This is a genomic window from Microbacterium sp. S1037, assembly GCF_048381605.1.
Lineage (GTDB): Bacteria > Actinomycetota > Actinomycetes > Actinomycetales > Microbacteriaceae > Microbacterium > Microbacterium testaceum_B.
The window spans coordinates 628,033-644,477 of the sequence record NZ_JBLWIG010000001.1 but is presented as its reverse complement, the minus strand read 5'-3'; the positions used below and the strand labels follow the sequence as shown (position 1 = coordinate 644,477).

Annotated in this window: 14 protein-coding genes; 9 read left to right on the top strand and 5 right to left on the bottom strand. The window is 71.2% G+C overall.

From position 1 onward, the window contains the following. Nucleotides 1-40 precede the first annotated feature (40 nt). The 7 genes from ACMW4R_RS02810 (at nucleotide 41) to ACMW4R_RS02780 (ending at nucleotide 8,304) form a co-directional block, all read left to right on the top strand. Nucleotides 41-1,003 carry a carbohydrate ABC transporter permease gene (locus tag ACMW4R_RS02810; protein ID WP_058612925.1) on the top strand — a complete coding sequence of 321 codons (963 nt, stop codon included), beginning with the start codon at nucleotides 41-43 and terminating at the stop codon, nucleotides 1,001-1,003. Nucleotides 1,004-1,092: 89 nt separating this feature from the next. Then, nucleotides 1,093-1,920 (top strand): carbohydrate ABC transporter permease, encoded by an 828-nt coding sequence (locus ACMW4R_RS02805; protein ID WP_058596789.1) that lies wholly within the window; start codon nucleotides 1,093-1,095, stop codon nucleotides 1,918-1,920. Continuing rightward, a complete protein-coding gene (gene yicI, locus ACMW4R_RS02800) occupies nucleotides 1,920-4,145 on the top strand; it encodes an alpha-xylosidase (protein WP_418299079.1) in 2,226 nt (741 codons plus the stop codon). The genes ACMW4R_RS02805 and yicI overlap by 1 nt, the downstream gene beginning before the upstream one ends. Before the next feature lie 137 nt (nucleotides 4,146-4,282). Further along, nucleotides 4,283-5,311: an ABC transporter substrate-binding protein gene (locus ACMW4R_RS02795; protein WP_418299078.1), complete on the top strand. Its 1,029-nt coding sequence runs from the start codon at nucleotides 4,283-4,285 to the stop codon at nucleotides 5,309-5,311. A 70-nt stretch (nucleotides 5,312-5,381) separates the two neighbouring features. After that, complete coding sequence (locus ACMW4R_RS02790; RefSeq protein WP_058629895.1) at nucleotides 5,382-6,242, top strand: ABC transporter permease; 861 nt, start codon at nucleotides 5,382-5,384, stop codon at nucleotides 6,240-6,242. Continuing rightward, on the top strand, nucleotides 6,239-6,991 hold the full coding sequence (locus ACMW4R_RS02785) for an ABC transporter ATP-binding protein (RefSeq protein WP_058612929.1): 753 nt from the start codon (nucleotides 6,239-6,241) through the stop codon (nucleotides 6,989-6,991). The genes ACMW4R_RS02790 and ACMW4R_RS02785 overlap by 4 nt, the downstream gene beginning before the upstream one ends. Next, nucleotides 6,988-8,304, top strand: a complete 1,317-nt coding sequence (locus ACMW4R_RS02780; protein ID WP_418299077.1) for a hypothetical protein — start codon at nucleotides 6,988-6,990, stop codon at nucleotides 8,302-8,304. The genes ACMW4R_RS02785 and ACMW4R_RS02780 overlap by 4 nt, the downstream gene beginning before the upstream one ends. Nucleotides 8,305-8,427: 123 nt before the next feature. Here ACMW4R_RS02780 and ACMW4R_RS02775 read toward each other — a convergent pair whose 3' ends face one another. The 5 genes from ACMW4R_RS02775 to ACMW4R_RS02755 are packed head-to-tail and all read right to left on the bottom strand — an operon-like array spanning nucleotide 8,428 to nucleotide 13,576. Next, entirely contained in the window at nucleotides 8,428-9,327 is a 900-nt protein-coding gene (locus tag ACMW4R_RS02775; RefSeq protein WP_241493705.1) for an IclR family transcriptional regulator, read from the bottom strand. Further along, on the bottom strand, nucleotides 9,320-10,543 hold the full coding sequence (locus tag ACMW4R_RS02770; RefSeq protein ID WP_058629893.1) for an alpha-hydroxy acid oxidase: 1,224 nt from the start codon (nucleotides 10,541-10,543) through the stop codon (nucleotides 9,320-9,322). The genes ACMW4R_RS02775 and ACMW4R_RS02770 overlap by 8 nt, the downstream gene beginning before the upstream one ends. Nucleotides 10,544-10,546: 3 nt before the next feature. Further along, the gene (gene hisD / locus ACMW4R_RS02765) at nucleotides 10,547-11,872 is read right to left on the bottom strand and encodes a histidinol dehydrogenase (protein ID WP_058614082.1); all 1,326 of its coding nucleotides are present in this window, start codon (nucleotides 11,870-11,872) and stop codon (nucleotides 10,547-10,549) included. 22 nt (nucleotides 11,873-11,894) lie between these two features. Further along, on the bottom strand, nucleotides 11,895-12,617 hold the full coding sequence (locus ACMW4R_RS02760) for an SDR family NAD(P)-dependent oxidoreductase (RefSeq protein WP_418299076.1): 723 nt from the start codon (nucleotides 12,615-12,617) through the stop codon (nucleotides 11,895-11,897). Further along, entirely contained in the window at nucleotides 12,614-13,576 is a 963-nt protein-coding gene (locus ACMW4R_RS02755; RefSeq protein WP_418299075.1) for a zinc-dependent alcohol dehydrogenase, read from the bottom strand. Before ACMW4R_RS02755 ends, ACMW4R_RS02760 begins: the two co-directional genes overlap by 4 nt. 205 nt (nucleotides 13,577-13,781) lie before the next feature. On the opposite strand from ACMW4R_RS02755, the gene hutH reads away from it, so the two are divergent. Together hutH and ACMW4R_RS02745 are read left to right on the top strand one after the other, a co-directional pair. After that, the gene (gene hutH, locus ACMW4R_RS02750) at nucleotides 13,782-15,326 is read left to right on the top strand and encodes a histidine ammonia-lyase (RefSeq protein ID WP_418299074.1); all 1,545 of its coding nucleotides are present in this window, start codon (nucleotides 13,782-13,784) and stop codon (nucleotides 15,324-15,326) included. Next, nucleotides 15,323-16,408: an aminotransferase class I/II-fold pyridoxal phosphate-dependent enzyme gene (locus ACMW4R_RS02745; RefSeq protein WP_418299073.1), complete on the top strand. Its 1,086-nt coding sequence runs from the start codon at nucleotides 15,323-15,325 to the stop codon at nucleotides 16,406-16,408. The genes hutH and ACMW4R_RS02745 overlap by 4 nt, the downstream gene beginning before the upstream one ends. Nucleotides 16,409-16,445: the final 37 nt, after the last annotated feature.

The following is a 16,445-nucleotide window of genomic DNA, read 5'->3' as shown; positions in this document are numbered from 1 at the left end:
CCCCGCCGCCCCCACCTCTTCCTGATTCGGAGACCCCCACATGGCCCTTCTGACCCGCCCGGCGCGCGTGGCCCTGCCACCCGAACAGCCGGCCATCCCCCAGCGCCGCGGCGGCACCGCCGGCTACTGGCTCTATCTGCTGCCCGGCTTCGTGCTGCTGCTGGTGATCGTGATCATCCCGCTGGTGTGGAACGTCTTCCTCACCTTCACGAAGTGGCGGGGCGTCGGCGACCCCGAGTTCATCGGACTCGACAACTGGTCGAAGCTCCTCGCCGACGAGGACTTCTGGACCTCGTTCGCCAACTCGGTGTGGATGATCCTCGCGATGGTCGTCGTCCCGACGATCGTCGGTCTCACCGTCGCGGCGCTGCTGTTCGACGTCGTCGGGCGCAAGTTCGGCGGCAAGGTCGGGAGCTTCCTCCGCGCGACCTACTACCTGCCGCAGATCCTGCCCATCGCGGTGGCGGGCATCGTCATCGGCTGGATCGTCCGGCCCGGCGAGACCGGCGCGCTCAACCAGATCCTCGCGAGCCTCGGTCTGCCGTCGTACGACTGGCTCGGGCAGATGCCCTCGGCGCTGATCGTGCTGATGGTCGTGCTCGTCTGGGTGCAGATCGGCTACCCCGTGGTGGTCTTCATGGCCGCGCTTCAGCGGGTGGACCCCGAGCTGTACGAAGCCGCCGAACTCGACGGGGCGAACTGGTTCCAACGCTTCACCGCGATCACGATGAGCATCATCCGGCCCGAGATCTTCGTCGTGACCCTGACCTGCACGATCGCGGCCCTGAAGGTGTTCGGCCCCGTCTACGTCATCACCCAGGGCGGGCCTGCGGGCTCGACGATCGTCCCCGCGTACTACGCCTACCTCGAGTTCTTCACGAAGCGGAACGTCGGCTACGGCGCCACGATCGCGACGGTGCTCACCATCGTCGTCGTCATCGTGTCGATCGTGTTCATCCGGGTGCAGGGCTCGCTCGAACGCAAGGAAAGGGCGGGACTCTGATGGCCTCGGCATCCGTTCTCACCACGACCGCCGCCGAACGCCCGCCGCGGCGTCGGCCCGCGGGCCCGGGTCGCGGCGGCCGCGGGGGCATGACCCGCCGCCGCCCGATCGACTGGCTGCTGCTCGCGCTCGTCGTCGTCGGCGCGCTGCTCGTGCTCGCGCCGTTCTACCTCGTGCTCGTGAACTCGTTCAAGTCGCCGCTCGACTACGCGACCTCGGGGCCGCTCGCGCTGCCGCAGCAGCTCGACTTCGGCGGGATCGTCGACTTCTGGAACCGCGTCGACTTCCCGCGCAAGGTCGGCAACTCGATCCTCATCTCGGGCGTCGTCGCGGTGCTCGCGGTGCTCATCTCGGTGCTCAACGCCTTCGCGATCGGCATCGGGCGGGTGCGCGGGCGCACCGGCATCGTGCTGCTGTTCCTCCTGGCGAACCTGCTCCCGCAGGAGGCGCTGCTGTACCCGCTGTACTACATGTTCAAATCGGTCGGTCTGTACGACAACGTCCTGTCGGTCATCATCGTCTTCACCGTGGTGCAGGCGGCCTTCGGCACCTACCTGCTCTCGTCGGTCTACGGCACGTTCCCGCGCGAGATCCTCGAGGCCGCCGCGATCGACGGCGCGAGCCGCTGGCAGATCCTCTGGCGCGTCATCTTCCCGATCAGTCGCCCGACCCTCGCGGTGCTGCTCATCTTCTTCTTCATCTGGACGTGGAACGAGTTCCTCATCCCGCTGACGTTCCTGGCATCCAACGACAACCAGACCGTGCCGGTCGCGATCAGCGTCCTGCAGGGCGATCGCCTCATGGACGTCACCACCATCAGCGCGTCGGCGCTGCTCGGCATCATCCCGACGCTCATCTTCTTCCTCATCTTCCAACGCACGCTCACACGCGGCATCACGGCAGGAGCAGTCAAGTAATGAAGTTCACCGATGGGTTCTGGCTCATGCGTCACGGCGTGACCGTCGACTACGCGGCCGAGGCCTACGACATCAGCCGGACCGACGACACCCCGGACGGACCGGGCCTCGTCGTGCACGCCCCGACCAAGGTCATCGTCAAGCGCGGCGACGTGCTCAACCGGACGCTGCTGACCGTGACGCTGTCGTCTCCGCTCGAGGGGGTCGTGCGGGTGCGGATCGTGCACCACGACGGAGCCGGGCGCGGGCGAGGGTTCGCGCTCCCGGGAGCCGTGGGCGGCGGCGAGGTCGACGTCGAGGCCGGGACCCTCACCGCGGGGCGGCTCGTCGCGCGCATCGCGCCGGGCGCGCCGTGGGACCTCTCCTTCGAGCTCGACGGACAGCGGGTGACGGGCAGCGGGCACCGCTCCGTCGGTCGCGTGAGCCTCGCGGAGGATGCCGACGTCGATGCCGGCGTGATCTCGAACCGGGGTGCGGAGACCGGCATCCCGGCATCCCGTCACTTCGTCCACGAACAGCTCGACCTCGGCGTGGGCGAGACCGTCTACGGCCTCGGCGAACGCTTCGGACCGGTCGTGAAGAACGGTCAGACCGTCGACATCTGGAACGCCGACGGCGGCACCTCGAGCGAGCAGGCGTACAAGAGCGTGCCGTTCTACGTGTCGTCGGGCGGTTACGGCGTGCTCGTCAACGACCCGGGACACGTCTCGTTCGAGGTCGCGTCCGAGAACGTCGAGCGCGTGCAGTTCTCGGTCTCGGGTGAAGCGCTGGAGTACTTCGTCATCGCCGGCCCCACCCCCAAGGAGGTGCTCGAGCGCTACACCGCACTCACGGGTCGTCCGCCCATCGTGCCGGCGTGGTCGTTCGGCACGTGGCTCAGCACGTCGTTCACCACCGACTACGACGAGAAGACCGTCACGTCGTTCATCGACGGCATGGCCGAGCGCGACCTGCCGCTGTCGGTGTTCCACTTCGACTGCTTCTGGATGCGCGAGTTCACCTGGACCGACTTCACCTGGGACGACCGGGTCTTCCCGGATCCGGATGCCATGCTCCGGCGCCTCCACGACCGGGGCCTGCGGGTGTCGGTGTGGATCAACCCCTACATCGCACAGCGTTCGGCGCTGTTCGCGGAGGGGGTCGCGAACGGCTACTTCGTGCGCCGACCCGACGGATCGCCGTGGCAGTGGGACCTGTGGACGCCGGGCATGGCGCTCGTCGACTTCACGAACCCGGATGCCGTGCGCTGGTACCAGTCGTACCTGCGGCGCCTCGTCGCGCAGGGCGTGGACTGCTTCAAGACCGACTTCGGCGAGCGGATCCCCACCGATGTCGTGTACTTCGACGGGACCGACCCCGAGCGCATGCACAACCTCTACACGCAGCTGTACAACGCGGCCGTCCACGAGGTTCTGGTGGAGGAGCGGGGTCAGGGCGAGGCCGTCCTGTTCGCCCGCTCGGCGACGGCGGGCGGGCAGACGATGCCCGTGCACTGGGGCGGCGACAACTCGTCGACGTTCGCGTCGATGGCCGAGACCCTGCGCGGGGGCCTGTCGCTCGCGTGGAGCGGCTTCTCGTTCTGGAGCCACGACATCGGCGGCTTCGAGGGCACCCCCGACCCGGCGGTGTTCAAGCGGTGGATCGCCTACGGGATGCTGTCGTCGCACAGCCGCTTCCACGGCTCGGACTCGTACCGGGTGCCGTGGGCGTTCGACGAGGAGGCGGTCGATGTCACACGGCTGTTCTCGCGCCTCAAGCTCCGCCTGATGCCGTACCTGTACGCGGCGGCGCGGGAGGCCGCGGCGACCGGTGTCCCGGTGATGCGGCCGATGGCGCTCGAGTTCCCCGACGACCCCACGACCCTGCATCTCGACCGCCAGTACATGCTCGGCGGCGATCTGCTCGTCGCGCCGGTGTTCTCGGCATCCGGAGATGTGTCGTTCTACCTGCCGGACGGGGAGTGGACGCACCTGCTCACCGGGGAGCGGGTGGTCGGCGGCGGGTGGCGCCGTGAGGCGCACGGCTTCGACTCGCTGCCCCTGTACGTGCGGCCGGGCGCCGTGCTGCCGTGGGGTGCGCGCGAGGATCGGCCCGACTACGACTACCTCGACGGGCTGTCGCTGCGGGTGTTCCCCGGGGGCTCGGGGGTGGCCGAGGTCACCGTGACGGCGCCGGACGGGCGGAGCGAGACGTTCCGCGTGGACCGGGGGGACGTGACGGAGTAGGGGTTGCGGCGTCGCGTCGCGTCTCGGGGCGCGGGCGCGGCCGCGGGAGGGGGCGCAATCTGAAATCCCACACACAACCTCTCCCGCGCGGCCCCGTGGGACTCGTGTTGGAAACACGGCGCTCCTACGGTGAAGCCATGAACACGACCCGACGTACTCCGCTCTCCGGGATGCCGCGCCGTGCGCGTCGTCTCGCCGTCGCCGCCGTCGCGGCGGCCGCCCTTCTGCTCGCCGGCTGCTCCGGCACCTCCTCCTCCAGCGCCGGAGGAGAGGGAGGCAATGTCGCCGTCTCCCTCGGCACCCAGCCCTGGATCGGATACGGCCAGTGGTACGTCGCCCAGGACCAGGGGATCCTGGAGAAGAACGGCGTCGACGTCAACATGGTGCAGTTGAACACCGACGCCGACAAGATCAGCGCCTTCGCCTCGGGTCAGATCAACGCTGCGAACGTCGCGACCCACACCGCCATGATGATGAAGGAGGCGGGCGTCGACCTCAAGATCGTGCTGATCGAGGACTACTCCGAGACCGCCGACGCGATGCTCGCCGGGCCCGACGTGACCTCGATCTCGCAGCTCAAAGGCAAGAAGGTGGCGTACGAGCAGGGGTCCACGAGCGACCTGCTGCTGCACGCGGCCCTCGACAAGGCGAACCTGACGATGAGCGACATCCAGCCGGTGCCGATGGCCGCCTCGGATGCCGCGGCCGCCCTCATCTCGAAGCAGGTCGACGTCGCGATCACCTACGAGCCGTACATCACCACGGCGCTCGAGCAGGACTCGGCGCTCAAGCCGATCTTCTCCGGATCCGACGCCCCCGGTCTCATCAGCGACGCCCTCGTCATCAGCGGCAAGCTCCTCTCCGACAGTCCCACCACGGTGCAGGCGCTCGTCGACTCGTGGGGCGAGGCCGTCGACTACTACAAGTCCGACACCGAAGCCGCCCGCGGCGTCATCGCGAAGCAGGTCGGCGAGGACGCTTCGGCTCTGTCGAGCGCGTTCGACGGGGTCCGCTACTTCGACAAGGCCGAGAACGCCACGGCGTTCTCGGGCGAGTACGTCTCCGACGTCCTCCCGCTGGCCGAGCGCGTCGCCACCGAGGCGGGACTGCTCACCAAGCCCGTCGACCTCACCGCCCTCTACGACAGCCAGTTCGTCACGAACTGACGAAAGGACCGACGCGGTTCGCCGGCTCCGCCTCCGGGCGGGGCCGGCGCACCCGCGAGAGAAGGTACTCATGACCCTCCCCTCCACCCGCGCCGACGCGACCACGTCGGCCACGACCCCGGCGACGACGCGCCGCCCGCGTCGCCGCCGCTATCGCATCGGCCAGACCATGACCCGCCGGCGCTACGTCACGACCGCGGTCGTCTCGTTCGTCGTGCTGCTCGTTCTCTGGGCTCTCGTGAGCGCGGCCGGCGTCGCCAACCCCCGGTTCCTCCCCTCTCCCCTCGAGGTCGCCGTCACGCTGGGCGAGCAGATCGCCAACGGCCAGCTCCTCGCCGATCTCGGCGCCTCGACGTACCGCATCCTCGTCGGATTCCTGCTCGCGACCGTGCTGGCGGTCCCCATCGGTGCCGTCGTCGGCATCAGCGCGCGGGTCGAGGCGGCAGTGCAGCCGCTCGTCGACTTCATCCGCTACATGCCCGTCGTCGCCTTCGTGCCGCTGACGATCCTCTGGATCGGCGTCGGTGAGGAGCAGAAGTGGCTCATCATCTTCCTCGGCACGTTCTTCCAGCAGGTGCTCATGGTCGCCGACGCGGTGCGATCCGTGCCGCGTTCGTTCATCGACGTCGGCGAGACCCTCGGGCTGTCGAACGGGCGCATCCTCGCGCGGATCGTGCTCCGCGCGTCGGCCCCGCGAATCTGGGACGCCCTGCGCATCACCCTGGGCTGGGCCTGGACCTGGATCGTGCTGGCCGAGCTCGTCGCCGCCACCACCGGTCTCGGGTACCGCATCGTGCTGGCGCAGCGCTTCCTGCAGACCGACCTGATCTTCGCGTACCTCATCGTCCTCGGCATCCTGGGCCTCGTCACCGACGTGCTCATGCGCCTCATCGGGCGTGCGCTGTTCCGCTACGAAAGGATTCGCCGATGAGCGGTCTCGTCCACGTCGACGCCCTCACCAAGAGCTTCGGCTCCGTCGAGGCGCTCGGACCCATCGATCTCGCCCTCGCCGAGAACGAGTTTGTCTCAGTCGTCGGGGCCTCGGGGTGCGGGAAGTCGACCCTGCTCAGCATCATCGCGGGGCTCACCGAGGCGACCACCGGCGACGTGAGCGTCGACGGCGCCGAGATCGACGGTCCCGGACGCGACCGCGGGGTCGTGTTCCAGGGCTTCACGCTCTTCCCCTGGCTCACCGCGCAGGGCAACGTCGAGTTCGCTCTCGAGAACGAGCGCATGTCGAAGAAGGACCGCGCCGCCTACGCGCGCGAGCAGCTCGCCCTCGTGGGGCTGACGGGGTTCGAGGACCACTTCCCCGCTCAGCTCTCCGGCGGAATGCAGCAGCGCGTCGCGATCGCCCGCTCGCTCAGCTACCGTCCGCGGATCCTGCTGATGGACGAGCCCTTCGGCGCGCTGGACGCCCTCACCCGTCGCGACATGCAGTCGCTGCTCACCCGCATCTGGGAGCAGCACAAGCTCACCGTCCTGATGATCACGCACGACATCGAGGAAGCGATCTACACCTCGGACCGCGTCATCGTGATGACCCCGCGACCTGGGCGCGTGCGGGCCGATCTGCGCGTGCCGCTGCCTCGACCGCGCGCCGCCGAGATGACGACGACACCGGAGTTCCGCGAGATGTTCGCCGAGATCCTCGAGCTCGTCCACGAGAAGGTCGCGTGAGCGCCCCGCCCCTCGCGCGCCTCGCGCGCGATCAGTACCTGTCGGGCGACGAGCCGGCGGCGACGCGCAGTCTCACCGAACTGATCCGCGACATCTCCGACCGCGAGGTCGCCGGGGTCGCCATCAACCGGGACGTGTACAGCCTGAACTCCCTCAACGGCACCGTCGACCTCGACGGCGAGCGGTTCTTCTTCAAGTTCCACGCCGAGGAGGGCGAGGACGACACGATCCAGGAGTACTACAACGCCGAGCTGCTGCAGGCGGCGGGGTACCCGGTCGACGTGCCGGCGCTGGCGAACGGTGAGCCGGGGCGTCAGATCCTGCTGTACCGGCTGCGCCGAGACCCCCGCTTCTCCGACCTGTGTCGCGGACTCGAGGTCGACGGCGCCGCCGCCGACACCCCGGAGGTACGTGAGGCCGTGCAGGCCCAACGCGACCTGGATGCCGTCTCGTTGGCCCGGATGCGCGAGACGCTGCACGCCGCGACGACGGCCGAGCTCGCCGCGGAGCCGGTGAACCGTCTGTTCCGCGACCGGCTGTTCGACCCCGCGGACGATCCGGCCGGGACCGCTGTCGCGGGACGCGTCTCGCGGTTCTACCGCGGGAAGGAGCACCGCCTGGGCGGCGCGCGCACGGTGGTCCTGGACGATGCGGAGTTCTTCGCCGCGCGGTGGGTCGTCAACGGCGTCGAGTACGACCGCACCGTCGGTGAGCTGTTCGACGAAGCCCTTGTCGCACTCGTCCCCGAGCGGTACGGACCCGCGGCCGTGATCGCGCACGGCGACGCGCACAACGCCAACGTGTGGTTCGAGCGGGCCGACGACGGCCGTGCCCTGCTCACCCAGTTCGACCCCGCTTTCGCGGGGCGTCACGTTCCCGCGCTGCTCGCCGAGGTGAAGACGACCTTCCACAACGTCTTCGCGCATCCCTTCTGGCTCTATGAGCCGGCGATCGCGACCGAGCGCTACTCGGCCTCCGTGTCGTACGCCGACGGCCGTCTCGTCGTCGACCACGACCATGACCTCGGCGCGCTGCGCGGAGCATTCCTCGACACCAAGGTCGAACTGATCTGGCGCCCGCTGCTCGCCGACCTGCACGAGCGGGGATGGCTGCCCGCCGACTGGCGACGGCTGGTCCGGCTCGCGCTGATGTGCTGCCCCACGCTCGTGCACGAGCTGCGCGCCGGCGGCCCGACCGGACACACGCCCGTCAGCGCGGCGATCGGCTGGAGCATCGCCGTCGCTGCGGGCGCGGAGCCGGTCGCGGGAGACGACGTGTTCACGGAGTTCTTCGCGGCGGTGTCCCCGGAGTAGCCGGGGGCGGACGCGGCGGGCGGCCCCCGTGCGGGTGCCGCCCGCGTGTCCGGCCCGGGGCCCGCGCGTGCCGCCCGCGCGCCCGGCCCCGGGTGCGGGGCCCGCGCGCGTGCCCGGCCGGGGTCAGCCGCCGACGCGGCGGGGAACGAGGGCCGCGGGATCGCCGTGCAGGCGACGCGTCAGCTGGGCGGCCGCCTCGCGGACCGCGATGCCCACCCTCTCGTGCGCCTCGACGTCCGCGAGCTGATCGCTGGCGAACGACACCGAGAAGCTCGCGACCGGGTGGCCGTTGTGGTCGACCGCGGCGGCGGCGATGCACGTCACCCCGTCGGTCGTGTGCCCGTCTTCGAGGCTCCACCCGCGCTGCCGATCGGCGGCGAGCAGAGAGCGCAGTTCGCGCAGGCTCCGCGGTCCGCGCTCGGTGCGCTGCACGAAGGCACCCCGCGCGGCGTAGATGGCCATGATCTGGCTCGCCGGCAGCATCGCCAGCATGGCGCGGCCCGTGGCGGTCAGATGCGCGGGAAGACGCACGCCCACGTCGGTGACGAGCGAGGTCGCGCGGGGCGGCTGCTCCTTCAGCAGGTAGAGCGTCTCGTGCCCGTACAGGATGCCGACGTGCGCGGTGAGCCCCAGCGCGAGCATGAGCCGGTTCAACAGTGGGCGCGCGAGGAGTTCGAGCGGCTGGTGCCGGAGATACGCCGACCCGAGCTCGAACACCCCGACCGCGAGGGTGTATCCCTGCGCGTCGGGGATGTGCACGACGAGTCCCTCGTCGACCAGCACCTGGAGGATCTGGTAGGTCGAGCTGCGCGGAAGATCCAGGCTCCGCGCGATCGCCACGGCGCCGACGGGTCCGGGCTTGCTCGCGAGGAAGCGGAGCACGGCCACGCCATGGCGGAGGGCGGGCATACGAGGGCCGACCGGGCGCTCCGGAGGCGCGGCGATGGTGGCGGCGACGTCATCGGCGGGATCGGCGGTCATCTCGGCATCCTGGATCTCTTGTGCCCCGTGCTGCTCAGGCACCGCCCAGCGTACGGGGCTGCGCGAGAAGACGGGGTCCGCGCTCACGCAGAGTCGCCACCGAGGGAGCGCCGACGAGCGCCATCGTCCGGGCGAGCTCTCCGCGCACGATCTCGAGCACGCGGGCCACGCCCTCGCGCCCTCCCGCGGCGAGGCCCCAGAGATATGGACGGCCGAGGAAGGCGGCATCCGCCCCGAGGGCGATCGCGATCGCGACGTCACCGCCGCTGCGGACGCCCGAGTCCACCACGACGAGAGCGTCGGCACCCATGGCCTGACGCACCGGCGCGACGAGGTCGATCGGGGCGACCGCGCGGTCGAGCTGCCTTCCCCCGTGGTTCGACAGGTGCACACCGTCGATCCCCAGGTCGCGGGCGCGCTCGGCATCGCGCGGACTGATCGGCCCTTTCAGCAGGAAGGTGCGGGGCCAGAGGTCGCGGATGCGGGCGATCTCGTCCCAGTCGAGCGCTGAGTCGAACCCGGCGGTGATGTCCGAGATCGAGCCCCCGGGGAGCCGACCGCCCACGTCGCTCGCCTTGACCTGGGCGAAGTCGATCGAGTCGTTCGTGAGCATGCCCATCCAGTACCGCGGCTTGACCGCGATGCCGAGGATGGTCGACGGCGTCATGCGCGGCGGGATGACGAGGCCGTTGCGACGGTCGCGCACCCGGTTGCCCGCGACCGCCGTGTCGACGGCGAGCTCGAGCACGGGGGAGCCGACCGCTGCGGCGCGCCGGATGAGGTCGTCGGTCACCTCGCGCTCCCGCATGGCGTACAGCTGCGACCAGGGTGCGCGCGTGGCCGCGGTCACGTCCTCGATTGTGGTGGTGGCCACGGTCGAGAGCACGTACGGCGCGCTCGCGTCGGCCGCGGCCTCGGCGACAGCGATCTCGCCCGCGGGGTGGATCATGCGCGTGTACCCCGTGGGCGCGAGCCCGACGGGAAGGGCCCAGCGCTCGCCCGCGATCGTCGTGGCCGTGTCGATCGCGTCGGCGGGGACCAGGGAATCCGGATGCCAGCGGAAGGCGTCGAAGGCCTGCTCGTTCGCGGCGATCGACACCTCGCCGTCGGCCCCGCCGTCGACGTAGTCGGAAATGCCTCGGGGGAGGGCCCGACGTGCGGCGCGGTGGACGTCGTCGACCGTGTACAGGTGGGCGAACTTCCCCGCCGGCCGACCCCGGGTGAGTCCGACGAAGTCGAGGGCCTCGCTGAGCTTCACGGATCAGAGCCGGATCGCGACGGAGTTGCCGTGCGCCGGGAACCCCTCGTGAGCGGTGTACGCGAGGACCGTCGGGGCCAGGGCGCGCAGACCCTCCGGCGTCGAGCGGGCGACGGCGCGCTTCTTGCGGAACGTGTGGGCCGTGATGCCGCTCGACACCTTCCCGTACCCGCTCGTCGGCAGGGCGGCGGGGCACCCGAGGGCGAAGTTCGCCATCGACACCGTCGTGTACTGACCGACGAGGATCTCCGCCGCGTCGACGATGAGATCGAGCACGTCCTCCTCATCGCGCGCGACGAGCTGCATGTGTTCAGGTGCGTAGGCGTTGGCGACCGCGGCTCCCTCCTCGATCGAGTCGACGAGCACGGCCCCGCCGTTGTGCAGAGCGAGGCGGGCGTACTCGTCGCGGGGCGCGGGCAGCTGAGCCAGCTGCTCGGCGAGTTCGATCTGCACCGCGGCGAGGAGCTCCGCCGAGGTGGTCACGAGCACGCTCGAGGAGTCGGGGCCGTGCTCGGCCTCGTTGAGCAGGTCGGCGGCGAGGAGGCGCGGGTCGGCGGAGTCGTCGGCGAGGATGAGGCTCTCGCTCGGGCCGAGCAGCATGTTGCTCACGACACCGAATCGCTGGACCTCGATCTGCGCGACCGCGACCGGGGGGCTGCCCGGTCCGACGACCTTGCGGACGGCGGGCACGGTCTCGGTCCCGAAAGCGAGGGCGCCGATGCCGGCCGGGCCGTTGACGCGGAAGACGTCGGTGATGCCGAGCTCGTCCGCGACGACGAGGATCGCCGGGTCGACTCTGCCGCCGGAGCCGGGGACGGGCGGGGTCACGACCGCGATGTGCGGGACGCCCGCCACGACCGCGGGGGTGCCCAGCTGGACCAGCACCGAGGGGAACGAGCCCTTGCCGGCCGGGACGAACAGCCCGACGCTCTCGATCGGGCTGGTGCGCTCGCCGACGACGACGCCGGGAACCGTCTCGAAGCTCCAGTCCGCGTCCTCCGCGATCAGCCGCTCGTTGTACCGGCGCACCGCGGCGATGGACTCGCGGATCGCCGTGAGCATCTCGGGATCGATCTCGCCCCGCGCCGCGTCGAACTCCTCCCGCGACACGCGGATGCCGGCGGCATCCACCTCCACCTTGTCGAACCTGGACAGCGCCCGGAGGAGACCGGCGTCGCCGTGGTCGCGGACGTCCTCGAGGATCTCGAGCACCGAAGCGCGCAGTTCGGGGTCGAACACGCGACCGATGCCGCGCGTGGTCAGATCGGCGCGCTCGGCGACCGACATGTCGGCCCAACGTCCGCGTTCGCGGATGGACGGAGTCGTCATGGAGTGCTCTTTCTCTCGGGTGTCAGATGTTCCGTCCGCCATCGATGGTGATGGCGGCGCCGGTGAGGAAGGGGGCGTGGGGGCCGAGCAGGAACTCGACGAGGGCGCCGATCTCGTCGAGGCGACCGAAGCGACCGGCCGGGATCAGGCCGAGGAGCTGGCTCGAGACCTCGGGGTCGGTGAGCCAGTCGGCGGTCATCCTCGAGGGGAAGTAGCCGGGGCAGACCGAGGTCACCGACAGCCGCTCCGCGCTCCACTCCAGGGCCAGGGTCTTGGCGAGAGCCAGGGTCGCCGCCTTGCTGGCGTTGTAGTCGGCGAAATGCGCTTCGGGCCGGAGCGCGTTGACCGAGGCGTTGACGACGAGCGTCCCCGGGCGAGCGAGGTGGCGATGCGCGGCCTGCGCGACGAGGAGGACGCCGACCGTGTTGACCTCGAGCACCCGTCGGAACACGTTCGCGTCGAGCTCCTCGGCGGGCTTGCCCTCGCCGTCGATGCCGGCGTTGGCGAAGACGCCGTCGAGTCCCCCGAGGGCGCTGACGGCCCGGGCGAACGCGGCCTCGACGGCGGCGGCATCCGTCACGTCCGCGACCGCGCCCTGCGCGGCGACGCCCTCCGCGAGAGCGGCATCCACCGTGGTGCGCGACGTGCCCGTGATCAGGACGCGGTGGCCCTGGGCGGTGAGGTGGCGGGCGACGGCGGCGCCGATCCCGCTCGTCCCGCCGGTGACGAGGTATCTGCGGCTCATGGGAAGCTCACCACGACCTTTCCGAGCGTCCGCGCCGGGGCGACGAGCTGGGCGGGAAGCTGATCGAGACGGATGCGGTCGCTCACGATGTCGGCGAAGGCGCCCGGGGCCTCGGCCAGGAGCCGGAGGGCGGAGGGGATGCCGTCGTCGTCGAAGCCGACGGAGGTGACGATGCTCACGCCCTTCTCGACGAGGGCCTGTGCGGAGATGTCGAGGGGGTGATCGCCGATCGCGACGACCACGACGGTGCCACCGCGGCGGACGGCCTCGAACGCCGCCCGTACCGACCCCGGGTACCCCGCGGCGTCGAGGACGGCATCCACCCGCCCTCCGGCGGGAACGGCGCCGCGGGCGACCGCCTGCGCCTGACGACCGGGGTCGGTCTCGACGACCGAGACCTCGATCCCGCGTCCACGGAGGACGAGGTGGGCGAGCGCGCCGATGGGTCCGTACCCCTGGATGAGCACCGTGCGCGTGCCGTCGGGGATGCCGCGCAGGGCGGTGACGACGACGGCGAGCGGCTCCGCGAGCACGGCGACGTCGAGCGGCAGCGCGTCGTCGAGGATCGGGTGCGTCTGCGCCGCGGGTACCGCGAGCTCTTCGGCGAAACCGCCGGGGCGCGACTCCCCGAGCCACGTGAGGTCGGGGCACAGGCGCGGCGAGACGGCGCAGTCCGCGCACGCGCGGCACGGGAGGCGCGAGTCGACGACGACGCGCGTCCCGACCGGCACCGCGACCGCGCGGCTCTCGACCACGACGCCCGCGACCTCGTGCCCGGTGGTCGCGGGCCAGTACTCGATCCATGCGCCGGTCTGCGCGGCGTGCACGTCGGAGCCGCAGATGCCCGCGGCGCCGGTGCGCACGCGCACGTCGCCCTCGCCGAGCGCGGGCGCGGCGACGGCTGCCACGTCCGCGACGAGGTCGCGGTGCAGCCGAAGGGCCTGGATCGTGCGGGACATGCCTCCATGAAAGACCCCCTTCCCCGGTTTTCCGGCATCCGGTCGTGATCAGGTGTCTGAAATGCGGGACGGGCGGCTCCGATCTGACGGGTCAGACACAAGGCGGGACGGATCGTCGGATGCCGTCGGGCCTCGGCCGCACGATGGGAACCGGCCCGCTCCCCCGCGGAGAATGGCTCGTCCCAGCGACAGAAAGGCAACCCGCATGCGCACAGGAATCGTCACCGTCGGGGTCGACGCACTCTCTCCGGACGAGGTCGTCGCCGTCGCCCGGCACGGCGCTCCGGTCGCGCTCTCCGACGACGCCGTGACGGCCATGGAAGCGTCGCGTGCGATCATCGACGCGCTCGCCGAGGACACCCGGCCCCACTACGGGGTGTCCACGGGCTTCGGCGCCCTGGCCTCGAAGTCGATTCCCGGGGCCCTCCGGGCGCAGCTCCAGGCATCGCTCGTGCGCAGTCACGCCGCCTCCAGTGGCGCCGAGGTCGAACGCGAGGTCGTGCGCGCGCTCATGCTCCTGCGTCTGTCGACCCTGGCGACCGGGCGCACCGGCGTCCGCGCGGAGGTCGCGCACGCGTACGCGAGCCTGCTCAACGCCGATCTGACCCCCCTCGTCGGCGAGTACGGCAGCCTCGGCTGCTCGGGCGACCTCGCCCCGCTCGCGCACTGCGCCCTCGCGGTCATGGGCGAGGGGCACGTGCGCGACGCTGAGGGGGTCGTCCACCCCGCGGGTGACGCGCTCGCGGCCGCCGGTCTCACGCCCGTGGCGCTCCGCGAGAAGGAGGGGCTCGCGCTCATCAACGGCACCGACGGCATGCTGGGCATGCTCGTGATGGCGATCCACGATCTGCGGGAGCTCCTTCCGACCGCCGACATCGCGGCGGCGCTCAGCGTCGAGGCCCTCAGCGGCACCGACGCGGTGTTCGCGGCCGATCTCCAGGCACTGCGCCCGCACCCCGGACAGGCCGACAGCGCCGCGGTGATCCGCGCCGTGCTGGCGGGAAGCGACATCATCGCGGACCGCACCGCGCCCACGGCCTTCACCCGGGTGCAGGACGCCTACTCGCTGCGGTGCGCGCCGCAGGTCCACGGTGCCGTCCGCGACACGGTGGCCCACGCCGAGCTCGTCGCGGGACGCGAGCTCGCGAGCGCGGTCGACAACCCCGTCGTCACCCTCGACGGGCGCGTCGAGTCCAACGGCAACTTCCACGGCGCCCCGGTCGGCTACGTGCTCGACTTCCTCGCGATCGCGGTCGCCGACCTGGCCTCCATCTCGGAACGGCGGACCGACCGCATGCTCGATCCCGCCCGCAGTCACGGCCTTCCGCCCTTCCTGGCCGACGATCCCGGTGTCGACTCGGGGCACATGATCGCGCAATACACCCAGGCCGGCATCGTCTCCGAGCTCAAGCGCCTGGCCGTGCCGGCATCCGTCGACTCGATCCCCACGTCGGCGATGCAGGAAGACCACGTCTCGATGGGATGGGCCGCGGCGCGCAAGCTCCGCCGGGCCGTCGACGGGGCGCAGCGCGTCGTCGCCGTCGAGATCTTGACCGCGGCGCGCGCGATCGACATCCGCGACTCCGCGCCCGGACCGGTCGGCGCGGCGGTGATCACCGCGCTGCGGGAAGAGGTCGCGGGTCCGGGCACCGACCGCTACCTCGCGCCCGAGATCGCCGCGGCCGTCGCCTTCGTCCAGTCCGGTCGCGCGCTCGCCGCGGCACGCACGGTGGTCGGCGGCATCCGGTGAGCTGGTCGACCGCTCCGGACGGCACCGTTCCTGCCCGCCCGCAACTCGGCGAGGTGCCGGTCTACTCGTCCGCCCTGGCGAGCGCCGTGCCCGTGCGCCTGCGCGCCTCGTCGAACGAGGCGCCCGACGGGCTCTCCCCGGCGGTACGGGATGCCGTGCTCGACCGCCTCGAGCGGCCCAACCGCTACCCCGTGCTCGGGGGGATCGACCTCATCCGGGCGCTCGCGGACCGGCTCGACGCCGACCCCGCCGAGATCGCGGTGGCCGACGGCTCGCTTTCGCTGCTGAACTATCTGCTGCTCTCGCACGTCGCTCCCGGCGCCCGAGTCGTGATCCCGTGGCGCAGCTACGAGGCGTACCCGATCTGCGTGCTCACCGCCGGCGGCGAGCCGGTGCGGGTTCTCAATCGCGCGGACGGCGGGCACGACGTCGAGGCGATGATCTCGGCCGTCGATGAGCGCACGGCCGGACTCATCCTCTGCTCTCCGAACAACCCTACGGGGGTCGGCCTGACGCACCAGGAGGTGGCCGAGGTGCTGTTGCGTGTGCCGCGACAGGTCCTCGTCGTCCTCGACGAGGCGTACCTCGACTTCGACGACCGCGCCGATCGTCCGCGGGCGCGGGAGCTCGTCGCGGCCCACGCGAACCTCGTGCTGCTGCGGACGTTCTCGAAGGCGTACGGCCTGGCGGGACTCCGCGTCGGCTACGGTCTCGGTCATCCCGACGTGATCACCGCCGTCCGCAAGATCCTCCCCCCGTTCCCCGTCAGCGCGCTCTCGGTCGCGGCGGCGATCGCCGCTCTCGACGACGAGGCGCATCGCGAAGCGATCGTGGCCCGGGTTCGCGCGCAGCGTTCCGCCGTCCTCGACATGCTCACCGCGGCGGGAATCCCCGCCAGCGCCACCCATGCGAACTTCGTCTGGATGCCACTCGGCCCGCGCAGCGCCGCGCTCGGCGCGCTGTGCGCGGACGCGGGCATCTCGACGCGCGTCTTCGAGGGGGAGGGGCTGCGGCTCTCTCTCGGGGAGCCCGGGCTCGTCGCGGCCCTGGCGGAGGTGCTGCCGCGATTCGCGGCGTCCTGAGGCTGCGTCGGTCGTCCGATCGTCGTCGGGTGCCTGC